Genomic DNA, 19,689 nt, shown 5'->3' with positions numbered 1-19,689 from the left:
CCGCCAAACTTCAGCGTTCCTTGGTCGCGCTGAACTTCACCTTGGGATGCCGCTCCTGCTGATAACCCACATCCCACGCGCTCTTCGCCATGAAGACGAGGTTGCCGTCGCGATCCTTCGCCATGTTCGCCACGTTGAACGAGGCCAAGTCCTTGACCGCCGCCTCATCACCGGAAATCCAGCGCGCCGTATCGAAGGGAGATGCCTCCAGCCCCGCCGCCACCTTATACTCGGCTTCCAACCGCGAAATCAGCACGTCCAGCTGCAACTGCCCGACCACGCCGACGACCCAGCTGCTGCCGATCTCGGGATAGAAAACCTGGATCACCCCTTCTTCGGACAGGTCGTCCAGCGCCTTCCTCAACTGCTTCGTCTTGGTTGGATCTTTCAGCGCCACGCGCCGCAATATTTCCGGTGCGAAGTTCGGCAGGCCGGTAAAGCGCACCCCCGCCTTCTCGCTCAGCGTGTCGCCCACCCGCAACGTCCCATGGTTGGGAATACCGATAATGTCACCCGGAAAGGCCTCATCCGCAATCTCGCGGTCCTGCGCAAAGAACAGGATTGGCGAATGCACCGCGATCGGCTTGCCCGACCCGCTCGGCGTCAGCTTCATGCCGCGCCGGAACTTGCCCGAACAGAGCCGCATGAAGGCGATGCGATCCCGATGCTGCGGGTCCATGTTCGCCTGAACCTTGAAAATGAATCCGGTGACTTCGCTATTCTCCGGCTCCACCGGCGCAGGCTCGGCCGGCTGCGCACGCGGCGGCGGCGCATGGGCGGCAAGCGCGTCGATCAGCTCGGTGACACCGAACAGCTTGAGCGCCGATCCGAAATAGACCGGCGTCAGATCGCCGTGGCGATAGGCCGCCAGATCGAAGTCCGCATAGCCACCGACCGCCAGCTCCGCTTCCTCGCGCAGCTTTTCGAGGCCCCGCGCGGAAATATGCTCGGCCAGCGCATCATCATCGATCCCCTCGACAAACACCTGCTTGCCCTCAAATTCCTTGCTCGGCCCGCTGGGCTGCCGCAGCCGGTTCTTGGCGAAGTCGTAAATCCCCTCAAACTCGCCACCCATGCCGACCGGCCAGCTCATCGGGCACACGTCCAGCGCCAGCGCGTCCGCCACTTCGTCCAGCAGGGCGAAGGTATCGCGCCCTTCGCGGTCCACCTTGTTGACGAAAGTGATGATCGGCACGTTGCGCAACCGGCACACTTCGAACAGCTTGCGCGTCTGCGGTTCGATACCCTTGGCCGCGTCGATCACCATGACCGCCGAATCCACCGCCGTCAGCGTGCGATAGGTATCTTCGGAGAAATCCTCGTGCCCCGGCGTGTCGAGCAGGTTGAAGGTGATGCCGTCGCGTTCGAACGTCATGACGGAGCTGGTCACGGAAATGCCGCGCTGCTGCTCGATCTTCATCCAGTCCGACCGCGCGCGCCGATTGGCCCCGCGCGCCTTGACCTCACCGGCCAGATGGATGGCGCCGCCTTCCAGCAGCAGCTTTTCGGTCAGCGTGGTCTTACCCGCGTCAGGGTGGGAAATGATCGCGAAGGTACGGCGGGATGGGATGGTCATGATGCTGTCGGGGGCTCGGTACAAAAACAACCGTTCGCCCTGAGCTTGTCGAAGGGCTTTACTTCCTTCCAGGGAAGAGGCTTCGACAGGCTCAGCCCGAACGGAATCATGGAAGCCGCCGTTACACGTCCACGACCGTCACGTCCATGCGGAACCGCCGTTCGTCCCCCGGCAGTAGCCGCATGACGCCCTGCTTGTCCCAGACATCTCCTTCGAACCCGACCAGGTCAGCCATCCCCGCCCAGGGCTCGACGCACAGATAATGCGCGCCCGGCTTCTGCCACAGCCCCAGCCATGGCGTATCGGGAAAGTCGATCTTCAGCCGCGTCTGTCCCGGCACACCCCAATATAGGCTGTCGCTCTCCAACGCATCCCAGACCAGCGCATCGCCCTCGAACATCGCATGGGTGGGATGCAGGACCTTGCCCTTCACCGGCGATGCAACGGTTTCCCGCGCGATCAGACCCGGCTCGTTTCCCACCTTGCGCAGCGGTGCCGTTTCCGCCTTCTCAAACTCTATCCGATGATCTTCCGCCGAACCCCCAAAGGGCAGCGGCCAGGCAAAGGCCGGATGATAGCCAAAGGAAAAGGGCATGTCCGCCTCGCCCCGGTTTATGACCGTGGCCGTCATCATCAGCGTGCGGCCCGCGACAGCGAACTGCATGTCCAGCCGGAAATCGAACGGATAGACTGCCCGCGTCGCGGCGTCCGCCTCCAGCCGGAAGATCACCGATTCCGGTAGATGCTCCACCAGCGCGAACGCCATGTGCCGGGCAAAGCCGTGCTGCGGCATCGGATAATCATGCCCGTTCAGCCGATACACATCGTTGCGCGACCGCCCGACAAAAGGAAACAGCAACGGCGCATGCCCTGTCCACCAGCGCGGATCGGCATCGGTCATGAGTTCGCGCCCGGCAGAATCCTTGAGCGACCAAAGCTCCGCGCCCAGCGGGTTGATAGCGGCGGTCAGCCCGTCCGACACGATCGTTACAAGCTCGTCCATCAGCCCTCTACTTTTGATCCTGTCGGTCCAGCCCACTATTTCCGTTCGGACTGAGCTTGTCGAAGTCCTTCTCTTCTCTTCAACGGAGTAAAGCCAGCCTCGCTACTCCCCCCCCGAATCGTTCAGCCAGACCCCAATGTGAATGGCGAGGTTTCCCTCACCCCCGCAACGTCGCGCCCAGCTTCTCCGCCGCCTTCACGACAGCGGCGCTGATGGCGTCCAGCTCCTCCTGGGAAAAGCTCTTCTCGCCCGGCTGCAACGTCACCTCAATGGCCAGGCTCTTACGGCCCTCATCCACGCCCGGCCCGACAAAGACGTCGAACAACCGCGCATCGACGATGCTCTTCTTGTCCGCGCCCTTGACCGCGCGCACCAGCGCGTCCGCCTCGATGGCCTCATCGACAACAAAGGCAAAGTCGCGCTTCACCGCCTGCAAGGCGGGTGGCGCATAGGGCGCGCGCATGAAGCCGCTCTTCCGCTTGGCCGGGATCGCATCCAGGAAAATCTCGCCTGCCACTACCGCGCCGCTGATGCCAAATTGCTTAGCCAGCGAAGGATGCAGCACGCCAAATTCGGCCAGCACCACCTTGGGACCAAGGCGCAACGTCCCCGACTGACCCGGATGGTAGGCGCCCGATGCCTCGCCAAAGCTTTGCAGGTTGGCCACGGGCGCGCCCGCTGCGGCCAGCAACGCGATCACCTCGGCCTTCGCGTCAAAGGCGGAGAAAGTCTGCGCCTTGCCCGTCTGCCATCCGCGCGCGACTTTCTCGCCCGCCAGTACGAAGCTGGCCGTGGCCCGCTCCTTGTCGCTGAAATAGCGACGGCCCACCTCGAACAGCCGCACCGAAGTCGCGCTCCGGTCCATGTTCCGCCGCGTGGCCGACAGCAGGCCGGGCAGCAGCGAAGGGCGCATAACCTTCAAATCCTCAGAAATCGGGTTCGCCAGCGTCCAGTCGCCACCGCCGACCGACGCCGCTTCCTTTTCCGAGATGAACGACCAGTTGATCGCCTCGGCCAGGCCCCGGGCCGCCGCCGTCCGCCGCACCCGCCGCTCCATCAGCCGCTCGCTGGTTGCCGTTGGCTTGGCGACGCCGGGCATGCGGGGCAGGGGGGTGGAAGGGACCTGATCCAGTCCCACAATGCGCACGACCTCCTCGACCAGATCGGGCCAGCCATCGACATCACGCCGCCAGCTGGGCACGCTGACCGACCAATGGGCGCTCGTCGTCACCGGGACGCCGTCGTCATAATCGAACGTGGCATCATGTTCCTCGACGCCAAAGCCCAGGCTTTCCAGGACGCGCTTCTGCTCGGCATCGCCCACATAAACGCCAGCCAGCGTCAGGCATTGCGACGGTTCGTACCGGATGACCTCGTTTGCGGCGGGCGGCATGCCGGTGCGCGTCGCCTCGCTGGCGCTGCCGCCGCAAAGCTTCATCACCAGGTCGGTCGCGATCGACAAACCGTCATCCAGGAACGCCGGGTCCACCCCGCGTTCGAACCGCCCCCGCGCGTCGCTGGTCAGGCCCAGCTTCTGTCCGGTGACCGCAATGCGTTCGGGCGTGAAATAGGCGCATTCGATCAGCACATCTGTCGTCGCCTCGCTGGCGCCCGAATGTTCGCCGCCCATGATGCCGCCAATGTCGTGCACCGCCACATCGTCGGCGATGACCGTCATCGTCTCATCAACCGTGTAGCTCTTGCCATTGAGCGCCAGCACCTCTTCGCCAGCCTTGCCCAGGCGGGCAGTCAGCGGACCTTGCAGCTTGGCCATGTCGTAGACATGCAACGGGCGGCCAAGGTCGATCATCAGATAGTTGGTGATATCGACCAGCGTGCTGATCGGCTTTTGCCCGATCGCCTTCAACCGTCGCGCCATCCATTCGGGCGACGCCCCATTGGTCACGCCCCTGACGGTCCGCGCGAAGAAGGCCGGGCAGCCATCTTCATCCTCGATCCGCACGTCCGGCCCCGGCCCGACGCCCTCGACCTCCGGCACCACGATCGCGTTCAGCGTCCCGAGGCCCGCCGCCGCCAGATCGCGCGCTATTCCCCGCACGCCCATGCAGTCCTGACGATTAGGTGTTATACTCACATCAATCACCGGGTCATCCAGCCCGGCCCACTCGGCATAGACCCGCCCCACCGGCGCATCCGCGTTTAATTCGATGATTCCTTCATGATCTTCGCCCAGTTCCAGTTCCCGGAACGAACACATCATGCCGTTGGATTCGACCCCGCGAATGGCAGTTTTCTTGAGCACCATGCCATTGACGGGCACCACCGCGCCCTCGGTCCCGAACACGCCAACGAGGCCCGCCCGCGCGTTGGGCGCGCCACACACGACCTGCAACGCGCCATCGCCCGCATCCACGGTCAGCACCTGCAACTTGTCCGCCTGCGGATGCGGATCGGCGGTCAGCACCCTGGCGATGCGGAAGGGCGCGAGCTTTTCCGCCGGATTCTCCACACCCTCGATCTCAAGGCCGATATCATTGAGCGTTTTGAGGATTGTCGGCAGGTCGGCATCGGTATTGAGATGCGTCTTGAGCCAGCTCAGCGTGAACTTCATGCGCCCACTCCTCCGCTCAGCGTCGGCACATCCAGCGCCGAGAAGCCGTAATGTTTCAGCCAGCGCAGATCGCCGTCGAAGAATGCGCGCAAGTCGTTCATCCCATATTTCAGCATGGCGAGCCGATCGACGCCGGTGCCGAAGGCAAAGCCCTGCCACTCGTCCGGGTCCAGCCCGCAGGCTTCAATCACCCGCCGGTTGACCATGCCGCTGCCCAACACTTCCAGCCAGCCGCCGCCGGGCGCATCGCCGTCGCCGCCAATCACCCGCTGGCCGCTCACCAGCGTGTAGCCGACATCCACCTCGACCGAAGGTTCGGTAAAGGGGAAGTAGCTCGGCCGCAGGCGCAGAACGATATCGTCACGCTCGAAGAAAGCCTTGAGGAAGGTTTCCAACGTCCATTTGAGATGGCCAAGGGTGATGCCCTTGTCGATCACCAGCCCCTCGATCTGATGGAACATCGGCGTATGCGTTGCGTCACTGTCCGACCGGTAAACGCGGCCCGGCGCGATGATACGGATCGGCGGCTCGCCACTCATCATCGTGCGAATCTGCACCGGCGATGTGTGGGTGCGCAGCAGCATCTTCTTCCCGTCCCCATTCTGGTCGGGGCCATCGGGGAAATAGAAGGTGTCGTGCATCGCGCGCGCCGGATGCGTCTCGGGAATGTTGAGCGCGGTGAAATTATGCCAGTCGTCCTCGATCTCCGGCCCGGTCGCAACGGAGAAGCCCAGATCCGCGAAAATCTCCGCCAGTTCATCCATGACCTGGCTCACCGGATGCACCGACCCCTGTGCACCGAGATCAGCGGGCAAGGTCATGTCGATCTTCTCGGCCGCCAGCTTTGCGTCGAGCGCGGCTGTTTCAAGCGCCGCCTTCCTCTCGGCCAGCGCCGCAGTCACGCTCTCGCGCAAGTCCTGAATCGGTGGGCCTTTCTCCAGCCGATCCTCCGGGCTCATCGACCCCAATGTCTTGAGCAGCCCCGTCACCACGCCATTCTTGCCCATGGCCCCCACGCGCAGGGCTTCAAGCGCGTCGAGCGTGTCGGCGGCATTGATGTCGGCGATCAGGCCGGCTTTTAGATTGGCAATTTCACTCATAAGTATTCATCATTCCCGCGAAGGCGAAATATTGAGCGCGCCTTAGCCGGGCGCGAGCGCCAAGGAAAGGGTCAGGCCCGCGCGCCTAGCAGCACACCGCCAAAGCCGATGAACAGCAAGCCCGTCCCGCGATTGAACAGACGTTGCCGGTTTGCGGGCAGGAGCCAGCGTTTCAACTTCATCCCGCCCAGTGCATACATGGCGTACCAGAAGCTTTCGATCACGACGAAGCTCGCCACAAGGATTGCCAGCTGCACCGCGAACGGTCGTTCCGTATCAATGAATTGCGGGAAGAGCGCGGCGGCAAAGATGATGAGCTTGGGGTTCGAAAGGCCGGTCAGCAGCGCGGTGCCGTACAGTTTGCTGACGGGCCGCGCGACTGTCGCTTCACCCTCGTCGGATTCGACGGGCGCGCGCCAAGCCTTGACGCCAAGCCAGATCAGATAAGCCGCACCGGCATAGCGCAGCGCATCGAAAAGCACCGGCGACGCCTTGAGCAATGCGCCCAATCCCAGCGCGGACGCAATCAGGCAGAGCAATACTGCGCTCATCAAGCCCGCCATCGTCACGATTGCCTTGTGCGGTCCATGCGCGATGCTCTGCGTCATCACGTGCAGCATGTTCGGTCCCGGCGTCGCCGAGATCAGGAGCACCGCCGTGACATAGAGCCACCAGACGTGCAGCGGCATGGACATCTCCTTACCCGCCGTTCGCTTCGAGCAAGGTCGAGCCGTGCTGCGCAACCGCTTCTCGACGTCGCTCGAAGCGAACGGAAGTCACGACAAAACAAAAAGGGCGCCGGAAGCATCTGCCCCGGCGCCCCTTGGACGATCTTTCGACCGCTCTATGCTCAGGCCGCGGGCAGCGCAGCCTTTGCCTGGGCGATGATGGCGCTAAACGCCTCGCCTTCGTGCATGGCGATGTCGGCCAGAACCTTCCGGTCCAGATCGACGCCAGCCAGCTTCAGGCCGTGCATGAACTGCGAATAGGTCAGGCCCTCGGCGCGGACGCCAGCGTTGATGCGCTGGATCCAGAGGCCACGGAAGGTGCGCTTCTTGACCTTGCGGTCGCGATAAGCGTACTGGCCGGCCTTTTCGACGGCCTGGCGAGCGATACGGATCGTATTCTTGCGACGGCCATAATAGCCCTTCGCCTGATCCAAAATCCTCTTATGCTTCGCCTTGGTGGTCGTACCACGTTTTACGCGTGCCATGTGCCTCTACTCCTTACTTCAGGCCGTAGGGCGCCCAGAGGCGCACGTGAGCGACATCGGAATCCGACAGCACGGACGTACCGCGGTTCTGGCGGATATACTTTGCGTTGTGGCTGATCAGGCGGTGACGCTTGCCAGCGACGCCGTGCTTGACCTTGCCGGAAGCGGTGAACTTGAAGCGCTTCTTCACACCGCTCTTGGTCTTGAGCTTGGGCATTTTCGTCTCCTTCTTCAGCGCGACGATTACGGACAGCCACGGCAGCCCTAGTTAGCCGGGCGGTCCTTCCAAATATCGCGAAGGGGCGCGCATAATCGGCCGGCCGCCGGAAAGCAAGGTGATTCGGACCTAAAGCAGGGGAAGGGCGTTCTTGCGCCATGGCCGACGCCGATCCCCTGCGGCCGGGCACCCCGGCGAAATCGGCTCCTGCGCTCGACAGCGGGGCGGGAGGCGTTGGCCATTATTGGTCCTCCGCACGTCAGAAATGGCGCAATGTTCCCCTGCCGCTGCGTATCATCGCTTATATCGTCGGGCTGATCTTCCTACTATGGTTGATCCTGTTCATCACGAAGGGCCGTTTCCTCAAACATCCGTTCGAGCGATTCCTCACAAGTCGGCTGGAGCGCCCGGTCAAGGTCGCCGGTGACTTCCAGCTCTATTTCGCGCCCATCACGATCAAGTTTCGCGCCGAGGAAATGACGATTGCCAACACGCCCTGGGCGAGCAGGCCACATTTCTTCCATTCCGACCTTATCGACACGCGGATCGCCCCGTTCAGCCTGATCTTCGGCGACAAATATCGCGTTCGTTGGCTTGAGCTTCGCAACGCCGCCGCTGACCTGGAATGGTCGAGGGATGGCAAGAGCAATACATGGACCTTCGGTGACCCGAGTAAGAAAGGAGAGCCGCTCAATCTGCCTCTCGTGCGCCGGGCGCTGCTTGACGGGACGACCTTGCGCTATCGCGACCCCCGGGTGCAGCTGTCCACCGACATAAAATTCGAAACGGTGAAGGCGCAGGACACGCGCTTTGCGAGCGACATCCGATTTTCCGGCGACGGCACGATGCGGGGCCGTCCCTTCACTCTGCGTGGCGGACTGCTCTCGCCCAACGAAACTGTAACAGGCGGCAAGAACAGTCTCGCTCTTCACGCGCAATCCGGGCCGACAATTTTGGAGGTCAGCGGAACCTTGCCCGGCGCGACTGAGATTGAGGGGGCGGACTTGCGGCTGCTGACGCGCGGCCCCAATCTTGCCCTGCTGTTCGACTTTCTGGGCGTCGCCATCCCCGAAACCCGCACCTACCGCTTCACCTCTGCGCTTACCAAGCAGGACGGAGAATGGCGCTTCACCCATCTCAAGGGCCGGTTCGGCGACAGCGACCTTTCCGGGCGCATGACCGTGTCTCTGCCCGACAATCGCCTGCGCTTGAAGGCTGACCTCGCCACCCGCACCCTCGATATTGTCGATGTGGGTCCCTTCATCGGCTACAATCCCCAAAAGCTGGAAGCGCAGGGCGCCAGTGGCGCGATCGAGAATGTCAGCGGCAGGCCGCGCGTCCTACCGGACGCGCCGCTCAGGGTAGAGGCGCTGCGCAACTTCGATGCCAATGTTCGATACGACGTGCGCCAGGTCAGAGCGCCCAACGTGCCCATTTCCAATATCGGCCTTACGCTAGCGCTTGAGCGCAGCCTTTTGACGCTTTCGCCTCTCACTTTCGACATGTCCGGTGGGCATGTCAGTTCGGACATAGAGATCAATGCGCGGGCTCAGCCGGTGCGTACGCGCTACGATGTGCGCCTGTCACCGACACCCATGGGCAAGCTGCTTGGCCGCTGGGGTGTTGAGGAATCGGGGACCACCGGCATCATCAAGGCGCGGGCGCAAATGACAGGTTCGGGAAACACGGTGCATGATTCGCTTAGTACCGTCAATGGCAGGATCGCGGTCATCCTGCCTGCGGGCACCATGTGGGCCCGCAATGTTCAGCTTGCTGAACTCGATGTGGGCACCTTCATCACGAAGATGTTCGAAAAGAAGCTGAAGGAACCTGTCCAGATCAATTGCGGACTCATCGCCTTCACCGTTCGCAACGGCATCGCGGCGGCGGACCCGATCATCATCGATACCAGGAAGAACGTCATGCTGGGGCGGGGCGGCTTTTCCTTCCGCAACGAGAGCCTCGATCTCGCCTTCCGCGCTGACGGCAAAAAGTTCAGCCTGTTTTCCGGCCAGTCGCCGGTCGGCATCACAGGATATTTCGCAAGGCCGGGCATCAACGTCATCAGTCCTGAACTGATCGCGCGCGGCGGTGCGGCGGCGGCGCTGGGGATCGCGGCAAGCCCAATCGCTGCCGTGCTGGCCTTTGTCGATGTGGGCGACGCCAAAAGTGCCGCGTGTGGCCCCGTTCTCGCTGGCGCGACCGCCATTGCGCAGAGGACGAAGGGTGGGAAGCCCCGAGATGACGTGGGCCGGGGCACAACTTCAAAGGAAGAGTCCGGCAAGGCCAACGCCAGGGAAGAAAAGAAGCAGAAGAAGAAGTTTTTGGGGATTTTCTAGGGCAATGCTGCGAACGTAATTAATTGAGAGGGGCTGCGATATGATCTTCGGCACCGCCCGCTGGGAAATCCGAACTGGCGACGTTACCCGTTGCGCAACGGACGCGGTCGTCAACGCCGCCAATAGTTCTCTGCTGGGGGGCGGCGGCGTGGATGGTGCGATCCATCGTGCGGCAGGGCCTGAACTGCTCGCCGAATGCCGTATGCTGGGCGGCTGTCCAGTGGGGGAGGCGCGGATCACGCGCGGCTACAGCCTGCCCGCTGCCCATGTCATTCATACCGTCGGTCCGGTATGGCGGGGCGGGGCTTCGGGCGAACCCCGGTTGCTCGCCAATTGCTACCGATCATCGCTCGATCTGGCGCGGGAGCACAGCCTCCGCAGTATAGCCTTCCCCGCCATCTCCACCGGCATTTATGGCTATCCGAAAGAACAGGCCTCTCGGATCGCGGCCCAGACGGTGCGGGGCCAGCTTGCTGCTTTCCCGTCGGCCTTCGATCTCATCCTGTTCATCTGCTTCGATGACGAGAGCGCGCGTATCTATGCTGAAGCAGTAACGGCGGTGGCCGCCTGAAACATCAAGGCCTGAAACATCAATGCCTTAAACATCAATGAGCGTGATGTCCCTCGGCAAGCGCTTCCAGCACATCGTCCAGCCGAGCAGGATCGCCGATCGCGATAACCTGTCCGTCGCTTTCCGCCGTGATGGGGTCGCCCGCCCAATCGCACATCCGCCCCCCCGCACCTTCCACGACAGGGACGAGCGCGGCGATATCGTGCAGCTTCAACCCGGCTTCGACGACGATATCGACATGGCCCGACGCGATGAGGCCGTAATTATAACAGTCGCCGCCCCACACCGTGTCGCGGCACTGACCAGCCAGCCGCGAGAAATGCTCGCCGGTGCATCCGGGGAAATATTGCGGCCCGGTGCTGGCGACGATCGCTTCTTCAAGCGACCGGCAACTGCGGGCGGTGACGGGTGCGCCGTTGAAGGTGGTGGGCTGGCCCATCATGCCTGCCCAGCGCTCTTGCGCGATTGGCTGGTCGATGATGCCGACCGTCGGCCATCCCGCCTCAGTCAGCGCGATAAGCGTGCCAAAGATCGGCCGTCCCGCAATGAAGCTGCGCGTGCCGTCGATCGGGTCGAGGATCCAGACGCGCTCCGCGTCTTCGCGTGTCGCTCCATATTCTTCCCCGATGATGCCGTCCTGGGGGCGTTCCTTTTCCAAGATGGCTCGGATCGCTGCTTCCGCCGCCCGATCCGCCTCGGTCACCGGCGATTGGTCCGACTTGAATTCCATGTCGTATCGCGCGCGGAAAAAGGGCCGGATGGCCGCCGCCGTGGCGTCGGCGAGGCGGTGGGCAAGGGTCAGGTCATCGCGGGTCGTCATCGCTCCCGCCTAGCCGGAAAGCACCTGCTGCGCTAGGCTTTGCCAACCTGTTCCTGATCGCGACGAAGGAAGGAAAAAACATGCCTGGCTCCTCACTGATCCCCGGCCTGCGCTATGCCGATGCTCCAGCGGCTATAAACTTCCTGCAAGACGCTTTCGGCTTTGCATTGCACGCATGTTATGAGGACGAAGCGGACCCGCACATCATCCACCACGCGCAACTCATATTGGGCGAGGGCATGGTCATGCTGGGTAGCGCGCGCGATGGCGAGGCCGAGTCGCTCTACAGTTGGACGACGCCGCGCGATCTGGGCGGTGTCACGACCTGCATCTATGTGGTGGTCCCGGATGCCGACGCCCACTGCCTGCATGCCCGCAATCAGGGTGCGGTGGTGGTGAACGAGCCGCATGATAATCAGGGCTATCCCGGACGCGGTTATGAGGCGCTCGATCCGGAAGGGAATCTCTGGAGCTTCGGCACCTATGATCCTTGGGCAGCCGCCGTTTAAGCTTCGTCAATCCGCGCCGTTTATCGCTTCGTATCGGAAGGGAATCGTTGTGGCGCTGATCGGCTGGATCTTGAGTTTCGCGGCCTTGCTGGGCGCTCTCGCCATGCGGCAGGACGCGCCCGTCGGCGGGTCAGCTACCCTTTCCAACATGCTCCTGCTGCTGGCGCTGCTCGCCTGCCCGATGCTCTGGCGGGAAAAGCCGCTTGGCATTTCCCGCGCTCAGAGGGTCGTTGGCGGACTGATCCTGCTATTCTGCCTGCCCATAGTGTTGCTGCCGGGCGTCTAATAGAAGTCGCGCGGCGCAACTTCTCCTGTCAGTCGAACAGGCTGGAAACCGAGCTTTCGTCCGCAATCCGCTTGATCGCTTCGCCCAGCAGCGGGGCAATCGGCAGGTGACGGATGCTCTTGGCAGTGCACACCGTGTCCGTGCCCTGGATCGAATCGGTGATCACGAGTTCCTTGAGTTCCGACGCCTCGACGCGCGCAACCGCGCCACCCGACAGCACGCCATGGCTCACATAGGCGACCACTTCCTCCGCCCCTGCGGCCTTCAGCGCCCCGGCCGCGTTGCACAGCGTACCGGCCGAATCGACGATGTCGTCGATCAGGACACAGAAGCGGCCCTTCACGTCGCCGATGATGTTCATCACTTCCGATTCGCCCGCGCGCTCGCGGCGCTTGTCGACGATGGCGAGCGGGGCGTTGTCCAGCCGCTTGGCCAGCGCACGGGCGCGCACCACGCCGCCTACGTCCGGCGACACAACCATCAGGTTGCGATCACCAAAGCGCGCCTGGATATCCGCCGACATCACCGGCGCACCAAAGAGGTTGTCGGTCGGAATGTCGAAAAAGCCCTGGATTTGCCCAGCATGCAGATCAACCGACAGCACGCGGTCAGCACCCGCCGTGGTGATGAGGTTCGCCACCAGCTTGGCTGAGATCGGCGTGCGCGGGCCGGGCTTCCGATCCTGCCGGGCATAGCCGAAATAAGGAACCACCGCAGTGATTCGCTTGGCCGACGCGCGCTTCAGCGCATCGATCATGATCAGCAATTCCATGAGATTGTCGTTCGTCGGATAAGCCGTCGACTGAATGACGAACACATCCTCGCCCCGGACATTCTCGTGAATTTCCACGAAAACTTCCTCATCCGCGAAGCGGCGGACGCTCGCATCGGTCAGCGGGATCTCGATATAATCTGCAATTGCGGCCGCAAGCGGCTTGTTCGAATTGCCGGTCATGAGTTTCATGGCCAAACCCCTGTGACGATTGGATGACGGTGCGCGAAACGCGGCCCCTTTAGCCGCGCTTGCCCTCACTGGAAAGGCGCTTTTGCGCAGGGGGGCAAAATGCACTAGGGCGCGGGCATGACCGACAAACTCGTGATCGCCCTTGCCCAAATGACACAGAGCGTGGGCGACCTGAAGGCCAATGCGGACGCGATGCTCGAATGGCGGGCGCGCGCGGCCGGTGCCGACCTCATCGTCTTTCCCGAACTCCAGCTGATCGGCTATCCGCCCGAAGACCTGGTTTTGAAGCCCGCACTGGTCGATCGCGCCAACCATGAACTGGATCGTCTGGCCCAGGCGACAGCGGACGGCGGCCCCGCGATGCTGGTCGGCACCGTAGTCGCCTCCCAAGGCGTATTGTTCAACGTCATCGCCCTGTTGGAAGATGGGGCCGTCACCGCCATCCGCCAGAAGCGCGAACTGCCCAATTATGGCACGTTCGATGAAAAGCGCCTCTTCGCGCCCGGCCCGCTACCCGCGCCCATCGACTTCAAAGGCGTGAAGATCGGCGTGCCGATTTGTGAGGATATCTGGTTCCCCTTCGTCACCGCCCATCTGCGGGCCGAAGGGGCGGAAATCCTCATCAGCCCCAATGGCAGCCCCTTCGAAGTCGACAAGGACGACCGCCGCATAAACGCCGTCGCTGGCACGCGCGTGCGTGAAACCGGCCTGCCGCTCGTCTATCTGAACCGCGTCGGCGGCCAGGATGAACTGGTGTTCGACGGCGCATCCTTCGTCATGGGCGCCGACCGCGGCATCGCTCACCAACTTCCTGACTGGGAGGAAGCGCTCGTCCTCACCCATTGGGAAAAATGGGAAGGCCAGTGGGTCTGCATTCCCGGCGATCGGCACGAACTCGATAGCCGCCCGGCCGACATCTATAATGCGATGGTGCTGGGCCTGCGCGACTATGTGAACCGCAACGGCTTTCCTGGTGTCGTCCTCGGCCTTTCAGGTGGCATCGACTCGGCGCTCTCGGCAGCGGTGGCCGTGGACGCCCTGGGGCCGGAGCGCGTCTGGAGCGTCATGATGCCGTCGCGCTTCACCAGCCAGGACAGCCTGGACGATGCCGTCGAATGCGCCCGCTTGCTCGGCATCCGCTACGACACGATCCCGATCGAGCCTGCCGTGGCGGCCTTCGACATGATGCTGGCCGATGCTTTCGCAGGGCGGCAGCGCGACCTTACCGAAGAAAATCTCCAGTCCCGCATTCGTGGCGTGACGTTGATGGGCCTGTCCAACAAGTTCGGCCACATGCTGCTGACCACCGGCAACAAGAGCGAGATGTCGGTCGGCTACGCCACCATCTATGGCGATATGGCGGGCGGCTATTCGGTGTTGAAGGATGCCTACAAGACCACCGTCTTCGACCTCAGCCGTTGGCGCAACGAGCATGTCTCGTCGTTCGGCCTTGGTCCGTCCGGTCCAGTCATGCCCGAACGCGTGATCACCAAGCCGCCAAGCGCGGAATTGCGGGACGATCAGAAGGACGAGGACAGCCTCCCCCCTATGAGGTGTTGGACCCGATCCTGTACGGTTTGGTGGAGGAGGAGCTTTCGGTGGAAGAGCTTGTCGCGCGCGGCTTCGACAAGGATGTGGTCGCCCGGATCGAGCGCCTCCTCTATGTCGCTGAATATAAGCGACGCCAATCCCCTCCGGGCGTAAAGCTCGGCATGCGCAATTTCGGGCGTGATCGCCGTTATCCGATCACCAACGCTTTCCGGACCCTTTAAGCTCATGACCGTCATCACCCGCTTTGCGCCGTCGCCGACCGGCAACCTTCATGTCGGCAATATCCGCGCCGCGCTGCATAACTGGCTTTGGGCACGCAAAAGCGGGGGCAAGTTCCTCCTGCGCCTTGACGATACGGACCTTGAGCGCTCCCGCGAGGAATATGCCGACGCGATCCGGGCGGACCTGTCCTGGCTCGGCCTGAACTGGGATGGCGAGGAAAAGCAGTCGGATCGCTTCGCCCTGTATGAAAGCCGGTTCGAGCAATTGAAGGCGTCGGGCCATGTCTATCCGGCCTATGAAACGAGCCAAGAACTGGAGCTGCGCCGAAAGGTGCTGCTCGGCCGGGGACTTCCGCCAGTCTATGACCGCGCCGCCCTGTCGCTGACCGCCGATCAGATCGCCGCCTATGAAGCCGAAGGCCGCACACCCCATTGGCGCTTCAAGCTCGATCATGATCAGCCGATCGTCTGGACCGACCTTATCCGTGGCGAGCAGCGCTTTGACCCCAAGCTGTTGTCCGACCCGGTGATCCGCCGCGCCGATGGCAGCTGGCTCTACATGCTCCCCTCCGTGATCGACGATGTGGACATGGGGGTAACCCATGTGCTGCGCGGCGAAGATCATGTCTCCAACACGGCGACGCAAATCCAGATGTTCGCCGCTTTAGGGGCCGGGCTCCCCTTCTTCGCGCATGAGGCATTGCTGACGGGTAGCGAAGGCAAGCTCTCCAAGCGCTTGGGCTCGCTAGGCGTCGCCCATTTCCGCGAGATCGGGCTGGAGCCTATGGCTGTCTTGGCGCTACTCGCCCGCCTCGGCACATCGATGCCGGTAGAGCCATTCGCGAATGTCGAGCCGCTGGTCGAAAGCTTCGACTTCGCCCATTTCGGACGAGCGCCCGCCCGCTTCGATGAAGCGGAACTTGCCGCACTTAACCAGAAGATCGTCCATCTTCTACCCTATGACGCCGTGTCCGGCCGCCTGCCTGCCGGGATGAATGAGGCAGGCTGGAACGCCATCCGGCCGAACCTCGAAAATGTGGGGCAAGCCGCCGATTGGTGGCGCATCGTGACTGGCCCCGTCGAAGCGCCTGCGCCCCACGACGATGATCGCACCTTCCTCGCAACTGCTCGGGAAATGCTGCTGGAGTTGGACTTCAACGCGGACATTTGGCCTGCGCTCACCGGCGCGCTCAAGGAGCGTACAGACCGCAAGGGCAAAATGCTGTTCCTGCCCCTACGCCGTGCCCTTACCGGCTTGGATCACGGCCCGGATATGGCTCAACTCTTGCCGCTCATCGGCAGGGAGGAGGCGCTTCGCCGCCTGGGTTGAGTCGGGCAGCGCCCTGAGCAGATCAGGCGCGTATGGCTTCCAGCGCCTTGCCCACAGCCAATATGCCTTCGGGCGCGACAGCAAAGCCCATATGGGTGCAATCCACCTCGATGGCCCTGTCGCGCTCGCCGGGCCTGCCCTTTGCGCATTCCGGCACAATAACCCCGTCGCGCCGCGACCAGAGGGCAATGGTGGGGACCTGCGGCTTTACCTCCCGATTGCAGGCAAAAGGCGGGCAATCGACGGGATGACCCGCCACCAGCTGATAGAGCCGCCAAGCATGATTGGCACGCGGATCGCCTGAAAAGGGCGTGCCCATGGTGATGACGCCAGCAACTTTCTCCTGCGCGACCTTGGCATATTCTCGTGCGAACAGCCCTCCCAGACTCCAGCCCACCAGAGTCACTGGTGCATCGGTTTCCTTGCGAATCCTGTCCACTCGCCGGTCGATTTGCTCGAGCGTGTCTGGCCGGGGACCCAGATTGCGTCCCATGTCCCAGCTATGAGCGCTATATCCCGCAGCCTGAAGGATCGCGCGCATCATCTCCATCCGCTGCTCTGAAGCGAGTAGGCCGGGGATCAGCAGGATGTGGCGCCCATCGCCCTTTATAGCTCGCGACAAGGCACCGGCCCGAGCACGGCTGCGCGCCAGATCGATCGGCATGGAAGCGTTGCCCAGCAGATGCCGCAAGGAAGGCCGCACTGCATCGCTAGGATGCTGCGCTACGCGGCCCTTCCAGAAGCTGGTGATCGAATCGACATAAGGCGGCACGAGAAAACAGTCTCCAAGGCCCGAAGGCGAAAGATGACATTCTCATGACAAATGCGCCGCGCGTCCAATGGTTTCGCGCGGCCGTCTCAACGGCTGGTCGATTATGACAGGTTCTTCAGGGCGCGAGGGGAGAGGTTTGGATGACTGGCCCACCACTGACGCCGTGCAACTGACGCGGCTCCAATATGGCTGCGGTCTCGATCAGGTCGAGCGCCCGTCGTGCTTCGATATAGCGGCGGGCGAACTGCAACCACCTGTCGGCGGCCGCCCTGCCGGGCATTTTCTCCACCTCTGCAAGAGCAGGACCTACCCGTCCCGCATCGATATAACGCAGCGCCCGTTCCATCGCGGCCTCCGGGCGCGGAGAGGGTGTGGACGTCCGCCTGATGGTGACGAGTTCGCGGGCCTCATGCTCCACCGATTCCCACCAGCTCGTTTGTGGCCCGGGCGTCGTCAATTGATCGGCGACGCCGGAAAGTCCGGCGCGCAGGTCGGCAATCGTGACCGGCTCGCGCGCCGCATTGATGATCGTCGCCACGGCGCGCGGCTGCGCCTGGCCAAAGCGCAACCTCAATTGCCCTTCGATATAGCCGAGAGGCATTCCGCTATCGAGCGCACGGCGCGCTGCGAAGGCGACCAGCAATCCCTCGGCGCGCGCTGCATTTCCGGACGCTGCCTGAGCCTCTACGGTAATGCGATTGAGCCGATCTTCCAGCTGCACTACCCGTCCGTCCAGCATCTGCGCCGCGTCTGCGGACAGTGGGCGTAGCGCGACGCCGGGGCGCAAATAGGGGTCGGCGGTGGCGACCGACGGTTGCGCGCGATCATTCCAGCGGCCTTGAAAATAGAGCATCGTGCCGATGGCAAGCGCAACGCCGATCACAAAGGCAAGCAGCAGGGCCGCGAAGATCGGCCAGGAACTCCGTTTGCGCGGAGGAACCGGCGGAATCGCCGTGACGCTTGTCGCGCCGCCTTCTTCGCTCATTGAGGACCTTTCTTCCATCTTGGCGGGATCATTCGCACAATCGTGCCGCGAGAGCCAGCATCCTCTCGTCATCGGGCCTGTCGGGCGCTTCGCCGCTGGCCCAGCCGGGTCCGCAGGCTGAAAGAGCCGCCGGGCTGATGGCGATGATATGGAAATCGCGCCGCCGCTCCGGGGCGATCATTTCTGCAAGGTTGGCGCCCGCACGCGGGGAATGAACCAGCAATATCGCGCCCGGCTCCAGCTGAGGATCAAGCTGCGCCTGCGGCCGCGCGCCGATCGTATAGACGGCCACCCGCTCGATACTCAACTGCCCCGCCTCTATCGGGGCGAGTGTCGTGCCCCCCAGATGCAGCACCCGCCGGTGTCCGTCCGCCGCCATGCGGGCCGCGATGGCGCTGCCATCCTGATCGCCGCTGACGACATTCGCGAAGCCATGCTCTGCCATTGCCTGGGCGGTCGCGCTCCCGACCGCATAGGCGGGTAGCGCCCGGTAACCGACAAGCTGCGATCCGCCGAGCCGCGCAGCCTGCGCGCTGGTCATCAACAGCGCATCGAACCGCTCAGGCGGAGGTGCGTCCCAGCCCATCGGCCGTGCCTCGAACAATGGGCAAAGGCGGGGTAGGAGGCCCAGCTTCCTTGCCCGCGCGGCAGTCTCGCTCGCGCCCGGTTCGGGCCGCAGGATGATGACCGGCCTCACGCCTCGAACAGAGCGCGCAGCTCCGCGCTGGCACGGTCGAGCAGGGAGCGTCCCAGCGCCTCCGCCGCGCTGAGATCGCCGCGTGCGATGACCCTTATGTCATCCACCCGCTCGCGCCCGTCAGCGCTCAATATCTCGGCTGCGAGACGGATATTCCCATTCTCCAGCCGCCCCAGAGCCGCGATCGGCGAATGGCACGTCCCGCCCAGCCCTTTGAGGACCGCTCGTTCGGCCATCACGCAATCAAACGTGTCGCTATCGTTGATCCCGGCCAGCAGCGCCTGCATTTGCGCATTGTCGCTCAATGTCTCAATGCCCACTGCGCCCTGCGATGGTGCTGGCAGCATGACGTCAAGCGGGATGCATGTCCCGACGTCCGGCTGCCCCAGCCGGTCGAGCCCCGCCGCCGCAAGCAATGTCGCGTGCACCTCCCCGGCGGCAAGCTTCGCCAGCCGCGTCGCGACATTCCCTCTGAACAGCACGACTTGCGCATCAGGCCGCAGCCGCTTGACCTGCGCCGCCCGCCGGGGGGAACTTGATCCCACCACCGGGTTCTCGGGCAGGGCCGTAAAGCTTTCCGCGCCGACCAGCCGATCCCGGACATCCGCGCGGGGCAGCATGGCCGCAATGGTGATTTCGGCAGGTCGGATAGTCTCCACATCCTTCATGGAGTGGACGGCAAAGTCGATTTGACCTTCCACCAGTGCCCGGTCCAGTTCCTTCGTCCACAGCGCCTTGCCGCCGATTTCCGCCAACGCCCGGTCCTGAATCCGGTCGCCGCTCGTCTGGACGATCACCGTCTCGATCGTGTCCGCTGCCCAGCCATGCTGCGCGCAGAGCGCCTCGGCCGTCATGCGCGCTTGCGCCAGCGCAAGGGGCGAACCTCGCGTGCCAAGACGGAGCGGGCGATCAGGCGTGAAAGATTGCAATGTCATATGCCGCTTGCTCTAATATCCGTGGCCA

Annotated in this window: 18 protein-coding genes and 1 pseudogene; 6 read left to right on the top strand and 13 right to left on the bottom strand. The window is 63.2% G+C overall.

Going from position 1 to position 19,689, the window contains the following annotated elements; genetic code table 11:
- Positions 1–10: 10 nt before the first annotated feature.
- The 7 genes from ACWNC0_RS21315 to rpmI all read right to left on the bottom strand — a co-directional run bounded on the left by ACWNC0_RS21315 (position 11) and on the right by rpmI (position 7,681).
- A complete protein-coding gene (locus tag ACWNC0_RS21315; protein ID WP_449474445.1) occupies positions 11–1,576 on the bottom strand; it encodes a peptide chain release factor 3 in 1,566 nt (521 codons plus the stop codon).
- A gap of 121 nt (positions 1,577–1,697) precedes the next feature.
- Positions 1,698–2,579 (bottom strand): aldose 1-epimerase family protein, encoded by an 882-nt coding sequence (locus ACWNC0_RS21310; RefSeq protein WP_449474444.1) that lies wholly within the window; start codon positions 2,577–2,579, stop codon positions 1,698–1,700.
- Between the two features lie 157 nt (positions 2,580–2,736).
- Positions 2,737–5,151: a phenylalanine--tRNA ligase subunit beta gene (gene pheT / locus ACWNC0_RS21305; RefSeq protein WP_449474443.1), complete on the bottom strand. Its 2,415-nt coding sequence runs from the start codon at positions 5,149–5,151 to the stop codon at positions 2,737–2,739.
- The gene (pheS, locus tag ACWNC0_RS21300; RefSeq protein WP_449474442.1) at positions 5,148–6,251 is read right to left on the bottom strand and encodes a phenylalanine--tRNA ligase subunit alpha; all 1,104 of its coding nucleotides are present in this window, start codon (positions 6,249–6,251) and stop codon (positions 5,148–5,150) included. The genes pheT and pheS overlap by 4 nt, the downstream gene beginning before the upstream one ends.
- A 71-nt stretch (positions 6,252–6,322) precedes the next feature.
- A complete protein-coding gene (locus tag ACWNC0_RS21295; RefSeq protein ID WP_449474441.1) occupies positions 6,323–6,940 on the bottom strand; it encodes a LysE family translocator in 618 nt (205 codons plus the stop codon).
- 161 nt (positions 6,941–7,101) lie between these two features.
- Entirely contained in the window at positions 7,102–7,464 is a 363-nt protein-coding gene (gene rplT / locus ACWNC0_RS21290) for a 50S ribosomal protein L20 (protein ID WP_022682430.1), read from the bottom strand.
- 13 nt (positions 7,465–7,477) lie between these two features.
- Entirely contained in the window at positions 7,478–7,681 is a 204-nt protein-coding gene (gene rpmI, locus ACWNC0_RS21285; protein WP_183955972.1) for a 50S ribosomal protein L35, read from the bottom strand.
- Positions 7,682–7,839: 158 nt separating this feature from the next.
- On the opposite strand from rpmI, the gene ACWNC0_RS21280 reads away from it, so the two are divergent.
- Positions 7,840–10,020: an AsmA family protein gene (locus tag ACWNC0_RS21280; RefSeq protein WP_449474440.1), complete on the top strand. Its 2,181-nt coding sequence runs from the start codon at positions 7,840–7,842 to the stop codon at positions 10,018–10,020.
- 40 nt (positions 10,021–10,060) lie between these two features.
- Positions 10,061–10,591 (top strand): O-acetyl-ADP-ribose deacetylase, encoded by a 531-nt coding sequence (locus tag ACWNC0_RS21275; RefSeq protein WP_449474439.1) that lies wholly within the window; start codon positions 10,061–10,063, stop codon positions 10,589–10,591.
- A gap of 34 nt (positions 10,592–10,625) precedes the next feature.
- Here ACWNC0_RS21275 and hisN read toward each other — a convergent pair whose 3' ends face one another.
- A complete protein-coding gene (hisN, locus tag ACWNC0_RS21270) occupies positions 10,626–11,411 on the bottom strand; it encodes a histidinol-phosphatase (protein WP_449474438.1) in 786 nt (261 codons plus the stop codon).
- Between the two features lie 80 nt (positions 11,412–11,491).
- Between hisN and ACWNC0_RS21265 the strand changes: the two genes are divergently transcribed.
- Together ACWNC0_RS21265 and ACWNC0_RS21260 are read left to right on the top strand one after the other, a co-directional pair.
- Positions 11,492–11,920: a VOC family protein gene (locus tag ACWNC0_RS21265; protein ID WP_449474437.1), complete on the top strand. Its 429-nt coding sequence runs from the start codon at positions 11,492–11,494 to the stop codon at positions 11,918–11,920.
- A 49-nt stretch (positions 11,921–11,969) separates the two neighbouring features.
- Positions 11,970–12,206, top strand: a complete 237-nt coding sequence (locus tag ACWNC0_RS21260) for a hypothetical protein (protein WP_449474436.1) — start codon at positions 11,970–11,972, stop codon at positions 12,204–12,206.
- 28 nt (positions 12,207–12,234) lie between these two features.
- Here the strand turns inward: ACWNC0_RS21260 and ACWNC0_RS21255 are convergent, their stop codons facing one another.
- Positions 12,235–13,170 carry a ribose-phosphate pyrophosphokinase gene (locus ACWNC0_RS21255; RefSeq protein WP_449474435.1) on the bottom strand — a complete coding sequence of 312 codons (936 nt, stop codon included), beginning with the start codon at positions 13,168–13,170 and terminating at the stop codon, positions 12,235–12,237.
- Positions 13,171–13,287: 117 nt separating this feature from the next.
- Between ACWNC0_RS21255 and ACWNC0_RS21250 the strand changes: the two are divergent.
- Positions 13,288–14,942, top strand: a pseudogene (locus ACWNC0_RS21250) (NAD+ synthase).
- Between the two features lie 4 nt (positions 14,943–14,946).
- Positions 14,947–16,272, top strand: coding sequence for a glutamate--tRNA ligase (gene gltX / locus ACWNC0_RS21245; protein WP_449474434.1), 1,326 nt, complete (start codon positions 14,947–14,949; stop codon positions 16,270–16,272).
- Between the two features lie 22 nt (positions 16,273–16,294).
- Here gltX and ACWNC0_RS21240 read toward each other — a convergent pair whose 3' ends face one another.
- The 4 genes from ACWNC0_RS21240 to hemC form a co-directional block, all read right to left on the bottom strand.
- On the bottom strand, positions 16,295–17,044 hold the full coding sequence (locus tag ACWNC0_RS21240; protein WP_449474433.1) for an esterase/lipase family protein: 750 nt from the start codon (positions 17,042–17,044) through the stop codon (positions 16,295–16,297).
- A gap of 115 nt (positions 17,045–17,159) precedes the next feature.
- A complete protein-coding gene (locus tag ACWNC0_RS21235) occupies positions 17,160–18,047 on the bottom strand; it encodes a hypothetical protein (protein WP_449474432.1) in 888 nt (295 codons plus the stop codon).
- A 10-nt stretch (positions 18,048–18,057) separates the two neighbouring features.
- Positions 18,058–18,726, bottom strand: a complete 669-nt coding sequence (locus tag ACWNC0_RS21230; protein WP_449474431.1) for a uroporphyrinogen-III synthase — start codon at positions 18,724–18,726, stop codon at positions 18,058–18,060.
- On the bottom strand, positions 18,723–19,661 hold the full coding sequence (gene hemC, locus ACWNC0_RS21225) for a hydroxymethylbilane synthase (RefSeq protein WP_449474430.1): 939 nt from the start codon (positions 19,659–19,661) through the stop codon (positions 18,723–18,725). Before hemC ends, ACWNC0_RS21230 begins: the two co-directional genes overlap by 4 nt.
- Between the last annotated feature and the right edge of the window lie 28 nt (positions 19,662–19,689).

The organism is Sphingobium chungangianum (assembly GCF_977014255.1).
This window is presented reverse-complemented; position numbering and strand designations above follow the sequence as displayed.

Coding starts and splice junctions, on each gene's coding strand:
- rpmI (WP_183955972.1), bottom strand. CDS start 7,681: ATGCCCAAGCTCAAGACCAAGAGCGGTGTGAAGAAGCGCTTCAAGTTC.
- rplT (WP_022682430.1), bottom strand. CDS start 7,464: ATGGCACGCGTAAAACGTGGTACGACCACCAAGGCGAAGCATAAGAGG.
- hemC (WP_449474430.1), bottom strand. CDS start 19,661: ATGACATTGCAATCTTTCACGCCTGATCGCCCGCTCCGTCTTGGCACG.
- ACWNC0_RS21255 (WP_449474435.1), bottom strand. CDS start 13,170: ATGAAACTCATGACCGGCAATTCGAACAAGCCGCTTGCGGCCGCAATT.
- ACWNC0_RS21265 (WP_449474437.1), top strand. CDS start 11,492: ATGCCTGGCTCCTCACTGATCCCCGGCCTGCGCTATGCCGATGCTCCA.
- ACWNC0_RS21295 (WP_449474441.1), bottom strand. CDS start 6,940: ATGCCGCTGCACGTCTGGTGGCTCTATGTCACGGCGGTGCTCCTGATC.
- pheT (WP_449474443.1), bottom strand. CDS start 5,151: ATGAAGTTCACGCTGAGCTGGCTCAAGACGCATCTCAATACCGATGCC.
- ACWNC0_RS21235 (WP_449474432.1), bottom strand. CDS start 18,047: ATGGAAGAAAGGTCCTCAATGAGCGAAGAAGGCGGCGCGACAAGCGTC.
- ACWNC0_RS21280 (WP_449474440.1), top strand. CDS start 7,840: ATGGCCGACGCCGATCCCCTGCGGCCGGGCACCCCGGCGAAATCGGCT.
- gltX (WP_449474434.1), top strand. CDS start 14,947: ATGACCGTCATCACCCGCTTTGCGCCGTCGCCGACCGGCAACCTTCAT.
- hisN (WP_449474438.1), bottom strand. CDS start 11,411: ATGACGACCCGCGATGACCTGACCCTTGCCCACCGCCTCGCCGACGCC.
- pheS (WP_449474442.1), bottom strand. CDS start 6,251: ATGAGTGAAATTGCCAATCTAAAAGCCGGCCTGATCGCCGACATCAAT.
- ACWNC0_RS21275 (WP_449474439.1), top strand. CDS start 10,061: ATGATCTTCGGCACCGCCCGCTGGGAAATCCGAACTGGCGACGTTACC.
- ACWNC0_RS21310 (WP_449474444.1), bottom strand. CDS start 2,579: ATGGACGAGCTTGTAACGATCGTGTCGGACGGGCTGACCGCCGCTATC.
- ACWNC0_RS21315 (WP_449474445.1), bottom strand. CDS start 1,576: ATGACCATCCCATCCCGCCGTACCTTCGCGATCATTTCCCACCCTGAC.